Origin of the sequence: Paenarthrobacter sp. NPDC089714 (assembly GCF_044748905.1) — a bacterium.
GTDB lineage: Bacteria > Actinomycetota > Actinomycetes > Actinomycetales > Micrococcaceae > Arthrobacter.
Genome location: NZ_JBIVGX010000010.1, coordinates 37,700 through 55,960, shown reverse-complemented (window position 1 = coordinate 55,960; position 18,261 = coordinate 37,700). Strand labels below are relative to the sequence as shown.

The 18,261-nt window shown below is 64.7% G+C and carries 17 protein-coding genes; 13 read left to right on the top strand and 4 right to left on the bottom strand.

The genetic code is table 11. The features are described 5' to 3' along the window. Positions 1 to 17 precede the first annotated feature (17 nt). The 7 genes from ACIPY3_RS16565 to ACIPY3_RS16535 all read left to right on the top strand — a co-directional run bounded on the left by ACIPY3_RS16565 (position 18) and on the right by ACIPY3_RS16535 (position 8,251). Positions 18 to 1,640 carry an ABC transporter substrate-binding protein gene (locus tag ACIPY3_RS16565; RefSeq protein WP_400335864.1) on the top strand — a complete coding sequence of 541 codons (1,623 nt, stop codon included), beginning with the start codon at positions 18 to 20 and terminating at the stop codon, positions 1,638 to 1,640. Between the two features lie 91 nt (positions 1,641 to 1,731). Continuing rightward, on the top strand, positions 1,732 to 2,688 hold the full coding sequence (locus tag ACIPY3_RS16560) for an ABC transporter permease (protein WP_400335861.1): 957 nt from the start codon (positions 1,732 to 1,734) through the stop codon (positions 2,686 to 2,688). A gap of 3 nt (positions 2,689 to 2,691) precedes the next feature. Continuing rightward, entirely contained in the window at positions 2,692 to 4,803 is a 2,112-nt protein-coding gene (locus ACIPY3_RS16555) for a dipeptide/oligopeptide/nickel ABC transporter permease/ATP-binding protein (RefSeq protein WP_400335859.1), read from the top strand. Continuing rightward, positions 4,800 to 5,594: an ATP-binding cassette domain-containing protein gene (locus ACIPY3_RS16550; protein WP_400335857.1), complete on the top strand. Its 795-nt coding sequence runs from the start codon at positions 4,800 to 4,802 to the stop codon at positions 5,592 to 5,594. Before ACIPY3_RS16555 ends, ACIPY3_RS16550 begins: the two co-directional genes overlap by 4 nt. 37 nt (positions 5,595 to 5,631) lie before the next feature. After that, a complete protein-coding gene (locus ACIPY3_RS16545; RefSeq protein ID WP_400335855.1) occupies positions 5,632 to 6,549 on the top strand; it encodes a dihydrodipicolinate synthase family protein in 918 nt (305 codons plus the stop codon). A gap of 18 nt (positions 6,550 to 6,567) precedes the next feature. Then, positions 6,568 to 7,554 carry an ROK family protein gene (locus ACIPY3_RS16540; RefSeq protein WP_400335852.1) on the top strand — a complete coding sequence of 329 codons (987 nt, stop codon included), beginning with the start codon at positions 6,568 to 6,570 and terminating at the stop codon, positions 7,552 to 7,554. Positions 7,555 to 7,564: 10 nt separating this feature from the next. Further along, on the top strand, positions 7,565 to 8,251 hold the full coding sequence (locus ACIPY3_RS16535) for an N-acetylmannosamine-6-phosphate 2-epimerase (protein WP_400335849.1): 687 nt from the start codon (positions 7,565 to 7,567) through the stop codon (positions 8,249 to 8,251). Between the two features lie 18 nt (positions 8,252 to 8,269). Here the strand turns inward: ACIPY3_RS16535 and ACIPY3_RS16530 are convergent, their stop codons facing one another. Beyond that, positions 8,270 to 9,724, bottom strand: coding sequence for a dihydrolipoyl dehydrogenase family protein (locus ACIPY3_RS16530; protein ID WP_400335846.1), 1,455 nt, complete (start codon positions 9,722 to 9,724; stop codon positions 8,270 to 8,272). A gap of 114 nt (positions 9,725 to 9,838) precedes the next feature. Between ACIPY3_RS16530 and ACIPY3_RS16525 the strand changes: the two genes are divergently transcribed. From ACIPY3_RS16525 to ACIPY3_RS16510, 4 genes are all read left to right on the top strand, one after another. Then, on the top strand, positions 9,839 to 10,609 hold the full coding sequence (locus ACIPY3_RS16525; protein WP_400335844.1) for an ABC transporter ATP-binding protein: 771 nt from the start codon (positions 9,839 to 9,841) through the stop codon (positions 10,607 to 10,609). Further along, complete coding sequence (locus tag ACIPY3_RS16520; RefSeq protein WP_400335843.1) at positions 10,606 to 12,642, top strand: YhgE/Pip family protein; 2,037 nt, start codon at positions 10,606 to 10,608, stop codon at positions 12,640 to 12,642. Before ACIPY3_RS16525 ends, ACIPY3_RS16520 begins: the two co-directional genes overlap by 4 nt. Further along, a complete protein-coding gene (locus tag ACIPY3_RS16515) occupies positions 12,639 to 13,262 on the top strand; it encodes a TetR/AcrR family transcriptional regulator (RefSeq protein ID WP_400335841.1) in 624 nt (207 codons plus the stop codon). Before ACIPY3_RS16520 ends, ACIPY3_RS16515 begins: the two co-directional genes overlap by 4 nt. 90 nt (positions 13,263 to 13,352) lie before the next feature. After that, positions 13,353 to 14,000: a hypothetical protein gene (locus tag ACIPY3_RS16510; RefSeq protein WP_400335839.1), complete on the top strand. Its 648-nt coding sequence runs from the start codon at positions 13,353 to 13,355 to the stop codon at positions 13,998 to 14,000. A 30-nt stretch (positions 14,001 to 14,030) separates the two neighbouring features. Here ACIPY3_RS16510 and ACIPY3_RS16505 read toward each other — a convergent pair whose 3' ends face one another. Continuing rightward, positions 14,031 to 14,945, bottom strand: a complete 915-nt coding sequence (locus ACIPY3_RS16505) for an EamA family transporter (protein WP_400335836.1) — start codon at positions 14,943 to 14,945, stop codon at positions 14,031 to 14,033. Between the two features lie 72 nt (positions 14,946 to 15,017). Between ACIPY3_RS16505 and ACIPY3_RS16500 the strand changes: the two genes are divergently transcribed. Both ACIPY3_RS16500 and ACIPY3_RS16495 read left to right on the top strand, forming a co-directional pair. Further along, positions 15,018 to 15,947, top strand: coding sequence for a LysR family transcriptional regulator (locus ACIPY3_RS16500; protein WP_400335834.1), 930 nt, complete (start codon positions 15,018 to 15,020; stop codon positions 15,945 to 15,947). Positions 15,948 to 16,042: 95 nt separating this feature from the next. Further along, positions 16,043 to 16,366: a hypothetical protein gene (locus ACIPY3_RS16495; protein ID WP_400335832.1), complete on the top strand. Its 324-nt coding sequence runs from the start codon at positions 16,043 to 16,045 to the stop codon at positions 16,364 to 16,366. Between the two features lie 28 nt (positions 16,367 to 16,394). On the opposite strand, the gene ACIPY3_RS16490 is transcribed toward ACIPY3_RS16495, so the two are convergent. Then, the gene (locus ACIPY3_RS16490) at positions 16,395 to 16,919 is read right to left on the bottom strand and encodes a SixA phosphatase family protein (protein WP_400335830.1); all 525 of its coding nucleotides are present in this window, start codon (positions 16,917 to 16,919) and stop codon (positions 16,395 to 16,397) included. Between the two features lie 82 nt (positions 16,920 to 17,001). After that, the gene (locus tag ACIPY3_RS16485) at positions 17,002 to 17,865 is read right to left on the bottom strand and encodes a winged helix-turn-helix domain-containing protein (protein WP_400335828.1); all 864 of its coding nucleotides are present in this window, start codon (positions 17,863 to 17,865) and stop codon (positions 17,002 to 17,004) included. Positions 17,866 to 18,261 lie beyond the last annotated feature (396 nt).

Genomic DNA, 18,261 nt, shown 5'->3' with positions numbered 1-18,261 from the left:
GAATGGTGAGGCACCCTATGAGCAAGACGATCCACAGCCTGCCGCTGGTCAACGACGCCAGCCGCCGGAACTTCCTGAAGCTAAGCGGCGCAGTTGGTGCAGCAGCCGCCTTCACGGCAACCCTTTCTGCGTGCGGCGGCGCTGCCAGCACTACCACCAGCAACGCAAGCAACACGGCGGCGGTGAACAAGGACCTCATCATCGAGGCAGGCATCTCCTACGCCCTCTCCACTGGCTTCGACCCGCTGAGCTCCTCCGGCGCAACGCCCATGGCAGCCAACCTGCACATCTTCGAAGGCCTCATCGAACTGCACCCGGCCACCCGCCAGCCCTACAACGCCCTCGCGGCATCGGACCCCAAGAAGGTCAACGACACCACCTACCAGGTGACCATCCGCGACGGCGCCAAGTTCCACGACGGCTCCCCCGTCACCACCGAAGACGTTGCCTTCTCCTTCACCCGCGTGATGGACCCGGCCAACAAGTCGCTGTTCTCCCAGTTCATTCCGTTCATCCAGGACGTCAAGCCGGTTGATGCGAAGACCGTGGAATTCACGCTCAAGTACGCCTTCCCCGGCTTCGGCCCGCGCATCTCCGTGGTCAAGATCGTCCCCAAGGCACTCGCCACCGACCTCAAGGCCTTCGACGCCAAGCCGGTGGGCTCCGGCCCGTACAAGCTGGTGTCCGCGGTCAAGGACGACAAGATCGTGTTCGAGGCGTTCGCAGACTACAACGGCCCCAAGCCCGCCCTGGCCAAGGGCATGAACTGGTTGCTGCTCTCCGACGCCGCAGCCCGCGTCACCGCAGTCCAGTCCGGCCGCGTCCAGGCCATTGAGGACGTCCCCTACCTGGACGTGGACGGCTTGAAGTCCAAGGTCAAGGTGGAGTCCGTCCAGTCCTTCGGCCTGCTGTTCCTCATGTTCAACTGCGCCAAGGCTCCGTTCGACAACAAGCTGGTCCGCCAGGCCCTGCACTACGGCATGGACAAGGAAGCCATCATCAAGAAGGCCCTGTTCGGCAACGCCAAGGCCGCCAGCTCGTACTTCCAGGAAGGCCACCCGGACTACGTCAAGGCCAAGAACGTCTACGGCTACGACGCCTCCAAGGCTGCCGACCTCCTGAAGCAGGCCGGAGTCAGCAACCTCGAATTCGAGTTGCTGACCACTGACACCGCCTGGGTCAAGGACGTTGCTCCGCTGATCCTCGAATCCTGGAACAAGATCCCCGGCGTCAAGGTCACCGTCAAGAACCTCCAGTCCGGTGCCTTGTACAGCGACCGCGTGGGCAAGGGCGATTACACCGTGGTCGCGGCCCCCGGCGATCCGTCCGTCTTCGGCAACGACGCGGACCTGCTCCTGAGCTGGTTCTACTCGGGAGCCACCTGGATGGAAAAGCGTGCCTTCTGGACCACCCCGGAGCGTACCAAGCTGCAGGACCTCATGAACAAGGGTTCGCAGGCCTCCGGCGATGAGGCCAAGAAGACCGTAGGCGAAATCGTGGACCTGGTCTCCGAGGAACTTCCGCTCTACCCGATCTTCCACCGCCAGCTTCCCAGCGCGTGGGACGAGAAGAAGCTCAACGGCTTCAAGCCGCTGCCCACGACAGGCCTGTCGTTCGTCGACGTCGGACGAACCGCCTAGTTCCTTGTGAGGCCTGCTCTGTGCGCTAAAACCCCAAAGCACGCAGGGCAGGCCCGCAAGCCAAGAAATTCCCAACCTACCGGAGAACAAATTGGTCACGATATTGCGTCTGCTTGGCCGCAGGCTTGCAGCCTTGCCATTGATGATCCTGGGCATCACGTTGCTCGTCTTCCTCGTCCTGCAGGCCGCTCCCGGCGACCAGGCCAGCTCGGCCCTCGGTGACGGGGCCAGCGAAGAAGCGAAGCAGCAGTACCGCCAGGAGAATGGCCTCAACGATCCCCTGGTCCTGCAGTACTTCCGCTTCCTCGGCAAGCTCCTGCAGTTCGATCTCGGGGTCACCACTCCCCCTGCCAAGTCCGTCGCTTCCATGATCGGTTCGGCTTTCCCCCTGACGTTGCAGCTGACGTTCCTGGGCGTCGTGATCGCGATCGTCCTGTCCCTCGCCTTCGGCATCATGGGCGCTCTCTACCGCGACAAGTGGCAGGACCAGTTGGTCCGTGTCTTTTCGATTGCCGCGATCGCCACGCCGTCGTTCTGGCTCGGCATCCTGCTCATCCAGTGGTTCGCGCTCGGCGAGAACCCGATGTTCCCCTCGGGCGGAATTGCGACGCCGGAATCCGGCTTTGGCGGTTGGCTCAACTCCATGGCGCTCCCGGCTTTGGCGCTCGGCATTCCCGTGTCCGCCTCGCTGATCCGAGTGGTCCGCACCTCCATGGTGGAAGAGCTGGACCGCGACTATGTCCGCACAGCGATCGGCAACGGTGTCCCCTACCGCGAGGTCGTCTCCAAGAACGTCCTCCGCAACGCGCTCGTCACCCCGGTGACCGTGCTGGGACTCCGCGTCGGCTACCTGCTCGGTGGCGCCGTCGTGATTGAAATGATTTTCGCCTTGCCCGGCATGGGCCAATTGATCCTCAACGGCATCACCAACCTGGACGTCAACCTCGTCCAGGGCGTGGTGCTCACCATCTCCGTCACCTTCGTTCTGGTGAACATCGTGGTGGACCTTCTTTACCTGCTCATCAACCCCCGAATCAGGACGGTATAGCTCATGCGCAGCAAGCTCGCAGATCGGCTGAGCGCCCCGGGCCTTCGTTTCAAAGCCCTGCCCTGGGGATCGCGTATCGCCCTGCTCTTCCTCATCCTCATTGTCCTCGCAGCCATCCTGGCGCCGGTCCTGGCGCCGCATGATCCGCTGGAGACCTTCATTCCGGCCACCCCGCCGGGCGCCGAGCACTTCTTCGGCACCGACCGGTTGGGTCGCGACATCTTCTCCCGGCTCCTGTTTGGCGCGCAGTCCTCGCTGATGATCGGCCTCGGCGCCGTGGGTCTCGCGATCCTGGTGGGCGCGCTCCTGGGTTCGTTCGCCGCGACGTCCAGCAAGTCCGTGAACGAGATCATCATGCGCATCATGGACATCCTGATGGCCTTCCCGGGCATCGCCCTGGCAGCAGTACTCCTGGCAGCGTTCGGCAACTCGGTTCCGACCATCATCATCGCGATCGCCATCATCTACACCCCGCAGCTGGCCCGCGTGGTCCGCGCCAACGTCCTGGCCCAGTACGGCGAAGACTACGTCCGGGCAGAGCGGGTCATGGGTGCCGGCCGTTTCTACATCCTGGTCAAGCACATCGTCCGCAACACCGCTGCCCCCGTGCTGGTGTTCGCCACCGTCATGGTGGCCGACGCGATCATCCTCGAAGCCTCCCTGTCCTTCCTGGGCGCGGGCGTGCAGGATCCTGCTCCGTCGTGGGGCAACGTGATCTCCTACGGCCGAAACCTGGTCCTGTCCGGTGGCTGGTGGGCCACCACCTTCGCCGGCCTCACCATCCTGCTGACCGTACTGTCCCTGAACATCCTCGCCGAGGGCCTTACCGACGCGATGGTCAACCCCAAGCTTCGCCGGGCTCCCGTGGTGAAGGACGACGACGGCTCCACCGCTGCCCTGACCGTGGACACCGAGGTGGCAACGTCAGTTGCCCAGCCTTCCGTTGTTGAGGAACACGAGCTCGACGGCGTGCGCGCAGCTTCCGGCCTGGGGGCCGGTTCCGGGGGCAGCCAGTCAGACCTGCCCACCCATGTTCGGACAGACACCGCCAACCCGCACCTCCTCCTGGACCGGGAACTTGCGTTGCTGGCAGAAATCGAAGCGAAGCGCACCGACCGCCTCCCGCAGGTACCGGCAGGCGCACGCAACGTCCTCGAGGTGAAGAACCTGTCCATCCGTTTCCCCGGCCGCTTCGGCGACACCGCGATCGTGGACAACGTGTCCTTCACTGTCCGGGAAGGCGAAACCATGGGACTGGTCGGCGAGTCCGGCTGCGGCAAGTCCATCACCTCGCTGGCCGTCATGGGCCTCCTCCCGAAAACCGCGGAGGTCACCGGATCCATCACTTTCGATGGCAAGGAACTCCTGGACGCCAACACCAAGCACAGCAACCCGAAAGCCTACGTTGGCCTTCGCGGCGAGCAGATCGCCATGGTCTACCAGGACGCGTTGAGTTCCTTGAACCCGTCCATGAAGATCAAGGAGCAAATGGAGCAGCTCACCAAGCGTGGCGGCAGGAAGACCCCGGCCGAACTGCTGGAAATGGTGAAGCTGGATCCCGTCCGGACACTCGCCAGTTACCCGCACGAGCTCTCGGGTGGACAACGCCAGCGCGTGCTGATTGCCATGGCCCTGTCCCGTTCGCCGAAGATCGTGGTTGCTGACGAGCCCACCACTGCCCTGGACGTCACGGTGCAGAAGCAGGTGGTGGACCTCCTCAACGAACTCCGTGAGCAACTCGGATTCGCCATGGTGTTCGTCAGCCACGACCTCGCCCTGGTCGCCTCCCTGGCTCACCGCATCACCGTGATGTACGCCGGCCAGGTAGTGGAATCCGCACAGGCTTCGGAGCTCCTGCAGAACCCCAAGCACGAATACACCCGGGGCTTGCTCGGCGCCGTGCTCTCCATCGAAGCCGACGCCACCCGGCTCCACCAGATCCCCGGCACGGTTCCTTCGCCGCGCGATTTCGCCACGGGCGACCGTTTCGCGGCGCGCTCACTGAGGCCCGACGCCGATCCCCACCAGAAATTGGTCCTCACCTCCGTGGCGTCAAGCAGCGGCGAAGACACGGACCACTACTGGGCGAGCCACCTGAAGGAGGACGCGAAGTGAGCACACCAGTCATCGAGCTCAGGGACGTCAAGGTCCATCACCGGGCACGAACCGGCGGACTCTTCCGGCCAAACATCGTCAAGGCCGTTGACGGCGTCGACTTCAGCATCAGCCGCGGCGAAACCGTGGGCATCGTTGGGGAGTCGGGCTGCGGCAAGTCCACGCTCGCGTCAGTGCTCGTGGGACTCCAGCCCCCGACGTCGGGAAATGTCCTGTTCCACGGAAAGCCGGCCATCAAGCGCAGCGCGGCCATGCGCCGCGAGTTCGGCCGCTCCGTCTCCGTGGTGTTCCAGGATCCGTCCACGGCCCTGAACCCGCGTATGACCACCCAGGACATCCTGACCGATCCCCTGCAGGTCCACGGCATCGGCAACGCATCCTCCCGCGCCGCCAAGGTCAAGGAACTGTTGGCGCTGGTAGGCCTGCCGCAATCGGCGGCCGAAGTGACGCCGTCGCAAGTTTCCGGCGGCCAGCGCCAGCGCGTGGCGATCGCCCGCGCACTGGCGCTGGAACCGGACATCATTGTGGCGGACGAGCCGACGTCGGCCCTGGACGTCTCTGTCCGGGCGCAGGTGCTGAACCTGCTCTCCGACCTGAAGACGCAGCTGAACCTGGGCATGGTGTTCATTTCGCACGATATCCAGACCGTCCGCTACGTCTCGGACCGGATCTGCGTCATGTACTTCGGCAAGATCGTCGAACAAGGCACAGCCGCCCAGGTCTTCGACAATCCCAGCAACGACTACACGCGGAAGCTCCTGGGCGCCGCGCCCAGCCTGCTCCACATCTAGCTTTTCCCTTCACTAGTTACCAACATCGGAGATTTCTGTGTCCACTCAGTTCCAGGGCGTCATCCCCCCGGTCATCACGCCCCGCCACGCCGATGGCAGCATCGACACCCAGTCGTTGAAGAACGTCACCAAGCACCTGATCGACGGCGGTGTATCCGGGCTGTTCGTGCTGGGTTCCTCCGGCGAAATCCCCTACATGACCAACGCCGAACGTGAACTGGTGGTCTCCACCATCGCCGACGCCAATGCCGGTGCAGTTCCCCTGATCGTGGGTGCGAACGAGCAAACCACCAACCGCGTCATCGAAGAAGCCCGCAAGGTGGTGGACCTCGGCGCAGATGCGATCGTGGTGACCTCCATGTACTACGCGATCGGAAACGTTGCGGAAACCGAGACCCACTTCCGCAGCATCCACGAGGCCATCCAGAAGCCCATCTTCGCCTACGACGTGCCCGTCCGCACGCACTTCAAGCTGCCCACGGACCTCCTGGTCCGCCTCGGCCGCGACGGCGTGATCGCCGGCGTGAAGGACTCCTCCGGCGACGATGTCTCCTTCCGCCAGTTGCTCCTCGCTGCCAAGGACATCCCCAATTTCGATATCTTCACGGGTCACGAAGTTGTAGTGGATGGCGCCCTCCTGGGCGGCGCGCAGGGCGTCGTCCCGGGCCTTGGCAACGTGGACCCCGCCGGCTACCGCCGCCTCTTCGACGCTGCGCAGGCCGGCGATTGGGCTTCGGCAGCGCGCGAGCAGGACCGCTTGGCCGACGTCTTCGAGATCGTCTACACCCCCAACGGCCGCGTGTCCGGCGGCGCCGCTGGCTTGGGCGCTTTCAAGACCGCGTTGCAGGTCATGGGCGTCATCGAATCCAACACCATGAGCTTGCCGATGCTGTCCCTGAACGAGACCGAAACCGCTGCGATCCGCGAAATCCTGGAGCGGAACGGGCTGGTCTAGCTTCCGATGACCTCTTCCATGACCCACGTGATCGGCGTTGACCTCGGCGGCACCAAGACCGCCGCCGGGGTTGTCTCCTCCTCAGGCGAGGTGCTGCTCTCGGACACCATTCCGACGCTGAACCGGGCCGGTGGCGAGGCGATCCTTGATGCCACCGCAGCGTTGATCGCGGGCTTGGTGGAGCGCGCTGCCGACGCCGGACTGACAGTGTCCGGCGTCGGTGTCGGCTCCGCGGGGGTCATTGATGCTGTTACTGGATCCGTGGTGTCCGCCACCGATGCCATCCTCGGCTGGGCCGGGACTGAACTGGCTGCCGGGCTTTCCTTGCGGCTTTCGATTCCGTCCTCGGCCCTCCGCGCCGTCAACGATGTCCATGCCCACGCCCTCGGAGAGGCCTGGCTGGGTGCCGCCGCAGGTTCCTCGAGTTCCCTGATGGTGGCGTTCGGGACAGGCGTCGGCGGCAGCTTTGTGCTGAACGGCGCGCCTCTTCTGGGCCACCGGTTTGTGGGCGGGCACGTGGGGCATTTCGCTTCACCGCTGGCGGCTTTTGATGGTGTTCCCTTGCCCTGCGTGTGCGGTGGCTCCGGGCACGTGGAGGCCATCGCGTCCGGGCCGGCCATCCATGAGGCCTACCTCCGGTTCGGCGGTTCTTCTGTCCTCGCTGCCGATACCCGCGGCGTGTTTGCGCTCGCCTCGGGTTTCGCCGAGAAGCACGACGCCGGCGCTGCCGCCAACTCCGCGGCCAGCCGCACCGCCGCCTCCCGCGCCATCGAACTGGGTGCCACCGCCGCCGGCCAAGCCGTGGGTGGACTCATCAACATCCTCGACCCCGAAACAGTGGTCATCTCAGGCGGCCTCGCCGATGCGGGCGAGCTCTGGTGGAAACCCATGGAAGCCGCGCTGCGCCAGGAACTCCTTGCTCCCCTGGCCGCCGTCCCTGTCGTCCCGGCAACCCTCGGCAACACCGCGGCCATCGTAGGCGCCGCGAAACTCGTTCTTAGCTAAGGAAAGACCTGTGATCCTGACCCCCGATGGCCTCGAAGCCGTCCGTTCCCAGCTCATCGTTTCCTGCCAGGCGTACCCCGGCGAACCGATGCGCGATCCCCGGACCACTGGCCAGGTTGCTGCCTCAGCCGTGATCGGTGGTGCGGCGGCGATCCGCGTCCAAGGATTGGCCGACGTGCAGTTGACTCGTACCGCCGTCGAGGTTCCGGTGATCGGCCTCTGGAAGGACGGGCACGACGGCGTCTTCATCACCCCAACCCTCCGGCACGCCCTGGCCGTAGCCAATGCGGGAGCGCATGTTGTGGCGGTCGACGGCACCCGGCGGCCACGGCCGGACAGGCTCTCCCTGGCTGACACCGTGGCCGGAATCCATGCCGAATCCCACGCACTGGTGATGGCCGACTGTGGTTCCTTCGAGGACGCCGTTGCTGCCGTTGAAGCAGGCGCTGACCTCATTGGCACCACCCTTGCCGGCTACACCGGCGAGCGCCCCAAGACCGACGGCCCGGACTTGGGACTCCTGGATCAGATTGCCTCGGCAGAGCTGGGAAAGCCGCTCATCGCCGAGGGCCGCATCCACACCCCCGCCCAAGCCCGCCAAGCCCTCGACGCCGGTGCCTTCGCCGTGGTGGTGGGCACCGCGATCACCCACCCTGCCACCATCACAGGCTGGTTCAAGGGAGCAATGCACGCCTAGCCCTTCGTTGCGGGGCTGCTAGAGCCCGTACTTCTCCAGCAGGCGCAGCCACACCTCGCTGATGGTGGGGTAGGAAGGTACAGCATGCCACAACCGGTCCAGCGGAACCTCTCCGACGATCGCGATCGTGGCCGAATGCAGCAACTCCGCGACGCCGGGGCCAACGAACGTCGCGCCAAGGATCACCTTGCGGTCCTCGTCCACCACGATCTGAGCCCAGCCCTTGTAATCGGAGGAGTACAGCTGGGACCCCGAGACGTTGATGGGCAATTCGACACCCGTCACGTTCTTCCCTTGCAGCAGGGCATGCTCCAGCGACGGCCCCACTGAGGCAACTTCTGGATCAGTGAAAACGACGCTGGGGATGGCGTGGTCGTTGGCCGTGTGCGCCAAGGAGCTCCACGGTTTGGGGGCTCCGCGCAGGTGGCCGCGTGCCCGGGCAACAATGGCATCGCCGGTTGCGCGGGCCTCGTATTTTCCCTGATGGGTCAGGAGCACCTTGCCCGCGGCATCACCCGCCGCGTAGAGCCACAGGCCGCTGGTGCCATCGCTGGCCGGGCCTTCCACCAGTCCGCTGGGATCCGTTGTGAGCCGGAGTTTTCCGTCCTCCGCGGCGACGCCCACGCTCTCCAGGCCAAGATTGGCCAGCGAGGGATGCCTGCCCGAAGCGACCAGGAGTTGGTCGGCAACGAGCGTGGTCCCGTCCAGCAGCACGCTGACCGAGCCGTCGTCGTTCTTCTCCACTTTCTCCACATCGGTGTGCACGTGGACCGCAACGCCATCGGCCCGGAGTCCTGCGAGCACCAGGTTGGCAGCTTCTTCCGGGTAGCTGCTGAGCAGCCGCCCCCGCGCAACGAGGGCAACATCCGAACCCAGCCGGGCAAACGCCTGCGCCAATTCAACGCCGGCCACGCCGCCACCGAGCACAACGAACCGACGCGGGACTTCCTTGGCCGCGGTGGCGCCACGGGTAGTCCAGAAGGGGACGTCTGCCAGGCCCTCGATGTCCGGGATGGTCGGCGTGGAACCCGTTGCGACGACGACGGCGTGGTGGGCCTTGAGTGCGTAGCTGTTTCCGTCCAGGCCATCAACCTGGACTTCGCGGGGGCCCGTGATGCGCCCGCGGCCGCGGATCAGCTCAATGCCTGCGCCGTCCAGCCACTCCACCTGGCCGCCGTCCTGCCAGTTGTTGGTGAACCAATCGCGGTGCTTGAGGGCTGCCTCCGCATCCACGGTTCCGGTCACTGCCTCGGAGGCACCGGGCACCAACTGGGCCGCGTGCAGGACGGTGCCCGGCCTCAACAGCGCCTTCGAAGGAATGCACGCCCAGTAGGAGCATTCGCCGCCCACCAGCTCACTTTCGATGATCACCGCCGACAATCCGCCACGAACCACCCTGTCCGCTACGTTTTCCCCCACGGCACCGGCGCCAAGAACGATCACATCGAATTCACGGGAGTTTTCGGCAGTCATGGGAGAAGCCTACGCCGGGTTGGACGGGCAAGTGAGAGAACTCTATTTGAACTGACTGGTCAGTTTAGTTAGAATTGATGCAGAACCAGAACCCATCACCCTTGAAGGGATCACATGCTGTCCGTACAGCAACTCCAGATCAACGGCCGCCGGACCGATCTCCTGCCGCCCACCTCGCTCGAAGCAAAGCGGGGCGAGCTCATCCTCATCTCGGGCGAAGGGCAGGACCAGCGCACCGCCCTCGCCCTTGCGCTGAGCGGCCGAATGAAGCCCAGCGACGGAATCCTGTCCTGGGACAGCACCACCAAAACCAAGAGGATCCGGCTCGCGAGCGCACTGGTCGATTCCCCCGGCGTCAACGAGCCCGAGCAGCACCTGAGCGTCCGCGACCTCGTCACCGAGGACCTGTCCCTCATTCCCCGCCGCTACCGTGGCGCGCTGCTGAGCAAGCCGTGGCTGAAGGTCAACCGTTTCGAGGACATCGCCGATCTCTGGATTGAACAACTTCCGGCGGGCCGCCGGCTTGAGTTGCTGACGTCCCTCGCCCTGGCAGACCCCGCGATCGACCTCCTGGTGGTCGACTCCCCCGATCGCCACAGCGCCGACCCCGCGGCTTGGTTGCCCCGGTTGCAGGATTTGGCGTCCGACGCCGGGAGGCCGCTTGCCGTTGTCGCGACCGTCAGTGCCCTTCCGGACGAATGGGACGGTCCTGCTGCTGTGATCGGCAATTCGGTAGCCCACGCTACGGAAGCCGAACCGGACCCAGCCGAACCACAACCGGAAGCCGAGCTGGCAGCCTCAACCGAAGGTGCCGCCGTCGAGCCCGAAAGCGCTCTTACCGAAGAACACCAAGAAGACCAAGACCTTCAAAGGACTGCAAAGTGACTGTGCTGCGGCTTGCCCGCTCCGAACTCAAGCGCATGACCGGCGGGCTCCTGCCCAAGCTGACCATCCTCGCCCTCACCATGGTGCCGCTCCTGTACGGGGCCGTTTACCTCTACGCGAACTGGGACCCCTACGGCAACCTCAACCAGATCGATGCTGCCCTGGTGGTGGAAGACACCGGCGCCACGTCGAAGGACGGCACCGAACTCCAGGCAGGCAAGAAGGTGGCCGACAGCCTGGTGGACGGCCACGTCTTCAACTGGAAGCAAGTCTCCAATGCGGAAGCCGCCGACGCTGGAGTGAAGACGGGCGAGTACGCCTTCGCCCTGCGCATTCCCAAGGATTTCTCCGCGAACCTGGTTTCGCCCGGCAGCTTCGATGCCGCCAACCAGGCCATGCTCCACGTGACCACCAACGATGCCAACAACTACCTCCTGAGCACCATCGTGGACAAGCTCACTACGGCGGTGCACTCAACGGTGGCCAAGGAAGTGGGCGAGGAAACGGCCAACCAGCTCCTCACGGGCTTCGGGACCATCCACGCGTCCATCGTCAAGGCCGCTGACGGCGCCGGGCAATTGGCCGATGGCGTGGGGAAGCTGAGCGACGGCGCAACCACCCTTCACGACGGCACCAGCCAACTGGTCACCGGCGCGGATCAACTGGTGGCCGGCCAGACCCAATTGCGCGATGGCGCCAACCAGCTAACCACAGGGGCGGGCCAGTTGAGCTCGGGCCTCACAGAACTGAAGAACAAGACCGCCACGCTTCCGTCGGATTCCAAGAAACTTGCCGACGGCGCCGCCCAAGTAGCCGCGGGCAACGCCCAGTTGAACGCGAAAGTGCAGGACGTCGTCGGGCAGTTGGACGCCGCGGACAAAGGCCTCCGGAACCGCGTCGTCGAATCCAACGCGCGGCTGGTTGCCGCGGGCGTGTTGACCCAGGAGCAGGCGGACAAAGTCCTCGCCGACATCGACGCCGCCGCCACGTCCAGCCCGGTGACCGATGCCAAGGCAAAGATCACGGGCGACGCCGCCAAGATCCAACAGCTTTCCGACGGTTCGGCCGCCGTGAGTGCCGGGGCAGCGAAGCTCGCCGGAGCGACGCCCGCGCTGACCGATGCCATCTCGCAGGCCGCGGACGGTGCGGGGAAGCTGAGCACCGGAGCGTCCACCCTTGCCACGGGCCAGCAGGCCGCCCTGGATGGCTCCACCAAGCTCGACGGCGGTGCACGCCAACTCGACGACGGCGCGGGACAACTTGCCACAGGCGCCGCGACAGCCAACGATGGCGCGCACACACTGGCGTCCGAGCTTGCCAAGGGTGCCGGTGACATTCCGAACCCCAACGACGAGCAGAAGAGCAACGTCTCCAAGGTCATCGCGGATCCTGTGGCGGTGGAGAACGTCTCCCAGGCGAAGGCCGGTTCCTACGGCGCAGGGCTGGCACCGTTCTTCCTCACACTCGCCCTCTGGATCGGCGTGTTCATGCTGGTCCAGGCCATGCGGCCCATCACCCAGCGGGCCCTGGCGTCCAATGCCCCGGCGTGGAAGATCGCCGTGGGCGGCTGGCTGCCGTTCTTCGTGGTTTCGGTGTTGCAGGCCACCATCCTCACGGTCGTGGTGAACCTCGGCCTGGGACTTAACGCCGCGCACCCCATCGGAATGTGGCTGTTCATGCTGGCCGCCGTCATGGCCTTCAGCGCGATCATCCAAGGCATCGTGGCGCTCCTGGGTACGCCCGGAAAGTTCGTGGTGCTGATCCTGCTGGTCCTCCAACTCGTCTCCTCCGGCGGCACATTCCCCTGGCAGACCACGCCCATGCCGCTCCACGTGGTGCACGAGGTCCTCCCCATGGGCTACGTGGTGACGGGCATGCGCCACCTGATCTACGGCGGCGAGCTGACCATGATCTGGCCCACCGTCCTTGGCTTGCTTGGTTACACTTTGCTGGGAGCGGCACTGTCTACGCTCGCCGTCCGCAAGCACAAGATGTGGACCTTGAAGACCCTGAAGCCGGAGATCGCAGTATGAGCACCGCCCCGCCGGGAACTGGAGAGAAGAAACTCCGGCCCGAGCGCACCAACGCCACCAAGCAACGCCTGTTCGAGGCGTCCATGGAACTCATCGGCGAACGCGGGGCAGCCGGGGTCACCGTGGACGAAATCGCCGCCGCAGCAGGTGTATCCAAGGGCACGGTCTACTACAACTTCGGCAGCAAGTCAGACCTGATCGCGCAATTGCTCAGGCATGGCGTGGACATCATGCTGGGGCGTCTGCAAGCCATCGAAGGACAGACTGACGATCCCCTGGAGGCCATGAAGAACATGGTGGACCAGGCCATGGAGTTCATGGACGACTACCCTTCCTTCGCCCGGCTCTGGGTCAGCGAGAATTGGCGGGCGCCGGGCGAATGGAGTGCAGTGTTCGCCGAGCTCCGCGGTGAGCTCCTTGCCGTGATCGGTTCAGCGGTGGAGGGCGTGGCTTCCGGGTACACGGTGGACACGTCCATTGCACGGGGAAGCCTGGAAGCAGCCATCTTCGGGGCCATCTTCGTGGTGGGACTGGACCGGCAAACCTACAACCCCGAGCGCACCCGCGAGCAGAGCGTGGCCGCGGTGATGACCATCATGCACGGATACGTCATCAAGTAGTGGCACGCGGCCCACACAACGGTACGCAACTGCAATCTACGACGGCGTGGCGCGGCGGCTTGGTCGGCGATGATTAACCTCATGCGTCACATGGGGAACAGTGGAAAACTAGCCATCATTGCCGCTGTCGTCTCCCTCGGATTGCTGGTCCTGGCCGCCGCCGTCCTGGAGGAAGTGGTCCTGTACCTGCTCCTGGGCGCCGTCCTCACGTGCTACCTGGCTTCCCTGATACAGGTCTTCAACCGGCGCCGGTACCTTGTGGTCCTCCTCGCCGCCGCCGGCACCGCCTTGTTCATTGGCTTCGGTATCGCGTTCCTGCGCATGTGGGGCCTCGCCTTCAACCAGGACTCCAACGCCTTGGGAAGCGCTGTGAGCAGCAAAGATTCGGACATCTACTTTTATCTGGCCGCGGTGGCCGGAGTGGGGACCCTGGGGATCTTGTTCCTCGGTGCGGTGTTGCCGGGCTTCGGTTCCCGCGCCCAGCCCGTCGCCGCCAGGCCCGGCAAGCGTCCCGCCGCCAAGCGACCTGCCGGATCAGTGCCGGCGAAGAGACCCGCCGCTCGGCCCGTCCAGGGCCGGCCTGCCCAGGGCCGACCCACCCAACCCCGGCCGGCCGCGGCCAAACGCCCTAATCCCGCAACCGTCAAGCGCCCCGCGCAGGTCGGCAAGGCGGCCACACCAGCCAAGCGACCGCCGTCGAACGCCTCCGCCCAACGCAAACCCGCCCCCAAGCGGTAGCCCCCAACGCCAGCGGGCCCGCAGAACGCGCTACCGGAGCGCTTTGGCCCGTAGAGCAGACCCCACAACAGGTGGTTTGCGGGACACTCCCAGCACAGCCGTCGCCACGCCGAGGAGCAGGACCAAGCCGCCCAGGATCTCGGCGGGCGTCGGTACTTCGCCAAGCACCAGCCATGCGGCGGTCATCCCCACCACGGGAACCAGCAGCGTGAAAGGCACGACGTCGGAACTCGGGTACAACGTCAGGAGCCTGTTCCAGATCCCGTAGCCAATCAGCGAGGCGAACACGGCCGTATACACCGCGCTCAGGATGGTGGCCGGCTGCAGATCCACGATGGTTCCAATCACCGCCTGCGGACCATCCACCACCAAGGACAGCGCCGCCAACGGCACAGGAACCACGGCTCCTGACCAGACCACTAGACCGAGCCCGGAGGTGGCCTTCGAGTGCCGGGCCACCACGTTCCCAACCGCCCACGACAAGGCGGCCGCCAGCACGATCATGAGCGGCAGCACGGGAGCCACGGCACTCCGCCCCAACGCAACGACTCCCAATCCGGCGATGCCCAGGACCACGCCGACCATTTGCCGCCGCGAAGGCCGCTCCCCCAGGATCCGCGAGGCAAGCAAGATGGTGAAAAGCACCTGCGCCTGCAGGACCAGCGAAGCCAGGCCCGCAGGCATACCCAACGCCATGCCCAGGTACAAAAGTCCGAATTGCCCGGCGCTCATGAAAAGCCCGACGCCGACAATGGCCTTCCAGCCCACGTCCGGTTTGCGGATGAAGAGGATGCAAGGAAAGACCACCAGAAGGAAACGGAAGGCCACGAAGAGCAGCGGCGGGACATCGTGGCCAGCAGGGTGCAACCCAAGGTCGATGGCAACGAAGTTGATGCCCCAAAGGACGGCGACAATGACCGCGAGCAAGGAATGGCGAAGGTTCACAGCTTAACTTTGACGCGATGGTCGATGAAGCACCAGCGTTGAATTCAGCATGAAACAACGTAGATTTACTTCATGATTGACATTTCCGCACTCCGGGCTTTGGTAGCCGTTGAGCAGCACGGGTCCGTGGTGGCAGCATCAGAGGTCATGGGCTACAGCCCCTCGGCCGTTTCCCAGCAGATCAAGAAGCTTGAGAAGCAGGCGGGGGTCGCCGTGCTGGAACGCAATGGGCGCGGCGTGCTGCTCACCGAGCGGGGCCTTGCCCTGGCCGGGTACGGGCGGCGCATCCTGGGCGAGCTGGAAGAGCTGCAGGCCACGCTGCTCGCCGATCCAGAGAAGCCGTCCGGCCTGCTGCGCCTGGTGGCCTTCTCCACAGCTTGCCGCGGCTTGGTGGGCCCCATGCTGGGAAGGATGGCAGCAGCCGGTTCCGCACTGGAGATCAGCGTCCTCGCCGAGGACCCCCGCGAGGCCGTCCAACGCGTCGCGTCCGGCGAGGCCGAGCTCGCTGTGGTCCACAACTGGAATTCCGTACCGCTGGTGATCCCGGAGAACATGGTGCTCGAGGACCTCTGCCTTGACCAAGCCGACATCCTGCTCAACTGCACCCACCCGCTCGCGGCGAGAACCGCCGTCGAGCGCGAAGACCTGCTGGACGAGACGTGGGTGAGCACCCCGGCAGGCGCCATCTGCAATGAGGCGTTGCTGCAGATCTTCGCCGGCCTGGGCCGGGTGCCGGACATCCGTGTCTACGATCCCGACTTTTCGACCCACGTCGCCATGGTGGAGCAGGCAGTGGCCGTGGCACTGGTCCCCCGACTGGGACGTCCACCGCTCCCAACTGCGGTGGTGGCTGTTCCCTTGGTGAATCCAGTCCAGCAGCGCGCTGTGGGGATCGTGTACCGCAAGACCATGACGGCGAGCCCCAACATCCGCCACGCCGTGCGCCTGCTCCGTGAGGTGGCTGCGCAGCAGGAACTGCCGCTGCAAGCAACGTCACACTGAGGAACATTCGACACCCTCCCAGGGGTTAGGTTAGCTTAACCTTACCTAACCACCGACGCGCCTGATGCGCCGGTCCAACACCGCTCGGAGGGGCCATGGCAGTTGAAGCAATCCTTTTTCCCACAGACACGAACCACCATCACCTGTATGGGCTGGCCAGCTACCACATGGTGGACGATGAGCTCTTTCCCAGCGCCCACAACCGCAGGGACACGTACGCACTCCCTGCTTTCGATATCCGCGGACAATGGGTCTACCCCAGCCGCTACAACGAATACCTCGCGCCACAGCTTCCTGTGTACATGTTCGACGGCGAATACCTGATTGCCACCGGCCACGGCGAGGAGGCTGCAGGCCTCCCCGTGTTCGAGATCCGCTGCATGTGCCTGCCGCAGCTTGCGGAACCGGACCCCGTCTAGGCCTGCATCCCGGCAGAACGCCCAGAGGCTAGTGCCGCGGCACCTTGAAATGTGTCAGCCTGGCATCCTGGCCGTCCAGCTCAGCCCACGGCTTCTCTGTTTCCATTACCGTCAACGCACTCGTTGGGTAACGCGTGGCAGCATCCATATAGGCGTCGTGGTCCGAGTCGCGGGAAGCCAGATGCATGGCCAGGTCCTGGACGCCTGGCATGTGCGAGATGACCATCAGCGTGGTGACCGTGTCCGGTACGTGGTTGATCACGGACAACATGCCTGTGGCCGATGCCGCGTACAGGCCATCCTCGAGTTTGGGCGTCGGAGCCTTCTCCCCGAGCTCGTCGCAGACCCACGTGCAGGTTTGCCGCGTCCTGAGCGCCGAAGAACACAAAATGAAGTCCGGCACGACCTTGTGCTTCAGGAGCCACTTGCCTGCAAGCGGGGCTTCGCGGTGGCCACGCTCTTCCAAGGGCCGTTCGTGGTCCGGGACGCCGAGTGGCCAGTCAGCCTTGGCATGCCGCATGATCACAAGCCGCTTGATGTGATGGTCGCTCATGACTCAACCCTATAGCTGCCAAGCCGGCGCAGATACGAAAGCGCCCGCCTCCCCAAGGGAGACGGGCGCCTTGTGCGCGGTACTAGATGGAGTATTCCGGGGCAGCCCAAACAATGACTTCGGGGTGCTCGTAGAAGCGGTAGCCCTGGCCACGGACCGTGCGGACAGTATTCGCCAGGCGGCCCAGCTTGGAGCGGAGGCGGCGGATGTGGACGTCGATGGTGCGCTCGTTGGGCACTTCCTCGGCGTTGCGCCACAGGCCTTCCAAGAGTTCGTCGCGGCCCACAGTGCGGGTGCCGTTCTCCACGAGGTAGTTGAGGAGTTCGAATTCCTTGAACGTCAGGTTCAGCGATTCGCCGTCCAGATGGACTTCGCGGCGGGCCAGGTCGATGAGCACGCCGGACGGGCGGGCTTCCTGCTGCGGCGCCGGACGGGCGGCCTCAGTGCGCTGGCGGGCGGCAACCGTGGGGTCACCAAAGGTGGAGCGGACGACGTCGAGTGCGGACCCGGGTGCATTGGCCGGCGCAACAGCGACTGCAGCGTAGCTCTCGGCACCGGTCACGAGGGACTGTGCATAGGCGCGGATTTCCTGGGCCAGCTTGGCAATGGACGTCCCGGCCGCGGCAGCGGTTTCCTCGTCAATACCCATGTAGAGCACGAATCCGCGCGCCACGTTGTCGTTGGCAACGGGGCGAAGGCGCTCGGTCTGGGCAACCACGGGGGTGGGCGCAGTAATCGGCGCTGGTTCGCTGGTGGGTACTGCTCGCAACTGGCCGTAGGAGTTGGGGTTGTAGCCCTGCGGGACGTACCCGGGTGCCTGCTGGGCGCCCTGGGAACCGGGGGCATAGCCCGGACGGTTGCCGAAACCGGGGCGCAGGCCGGCATTGGAAGCGGCCTTATTGGCGTTACGGACAGAGATGTGGACGTATCCGGATGCAACTGACATGGAGTGCTTACCTCAAAAGTGAATAGCCGTCATCGCGGCTTCGAATGCTGGTTGTCCCCGCAATGAGTCTGGGGAGGGGCGCCCAACGTTGGGCAAGGGGGCGAATGCCTGAAACTTCTTTGGGGTGGAAAGTTAGGCTTGCATTCGACAACAGCGGGTCTCGTCGCCAGCGGGTGTGCTGGACCAGATTGCTGCGGCTGCAGGTGCTGTTGAGTTCTTGTTCACATTGGAAGTGTGCAACGTAACAAAGGCAACACGCAAGTAACAATGTGCCAAAACGTCCACATCCTGAGACATCCGGCACTATTGTGCCTCAAATCACAATTCAGCGGGCCCCTAAAATGAACGCCATTCCGTTCGTCCGATGCCCGAAATATTGAACATGCAGTGAACTTT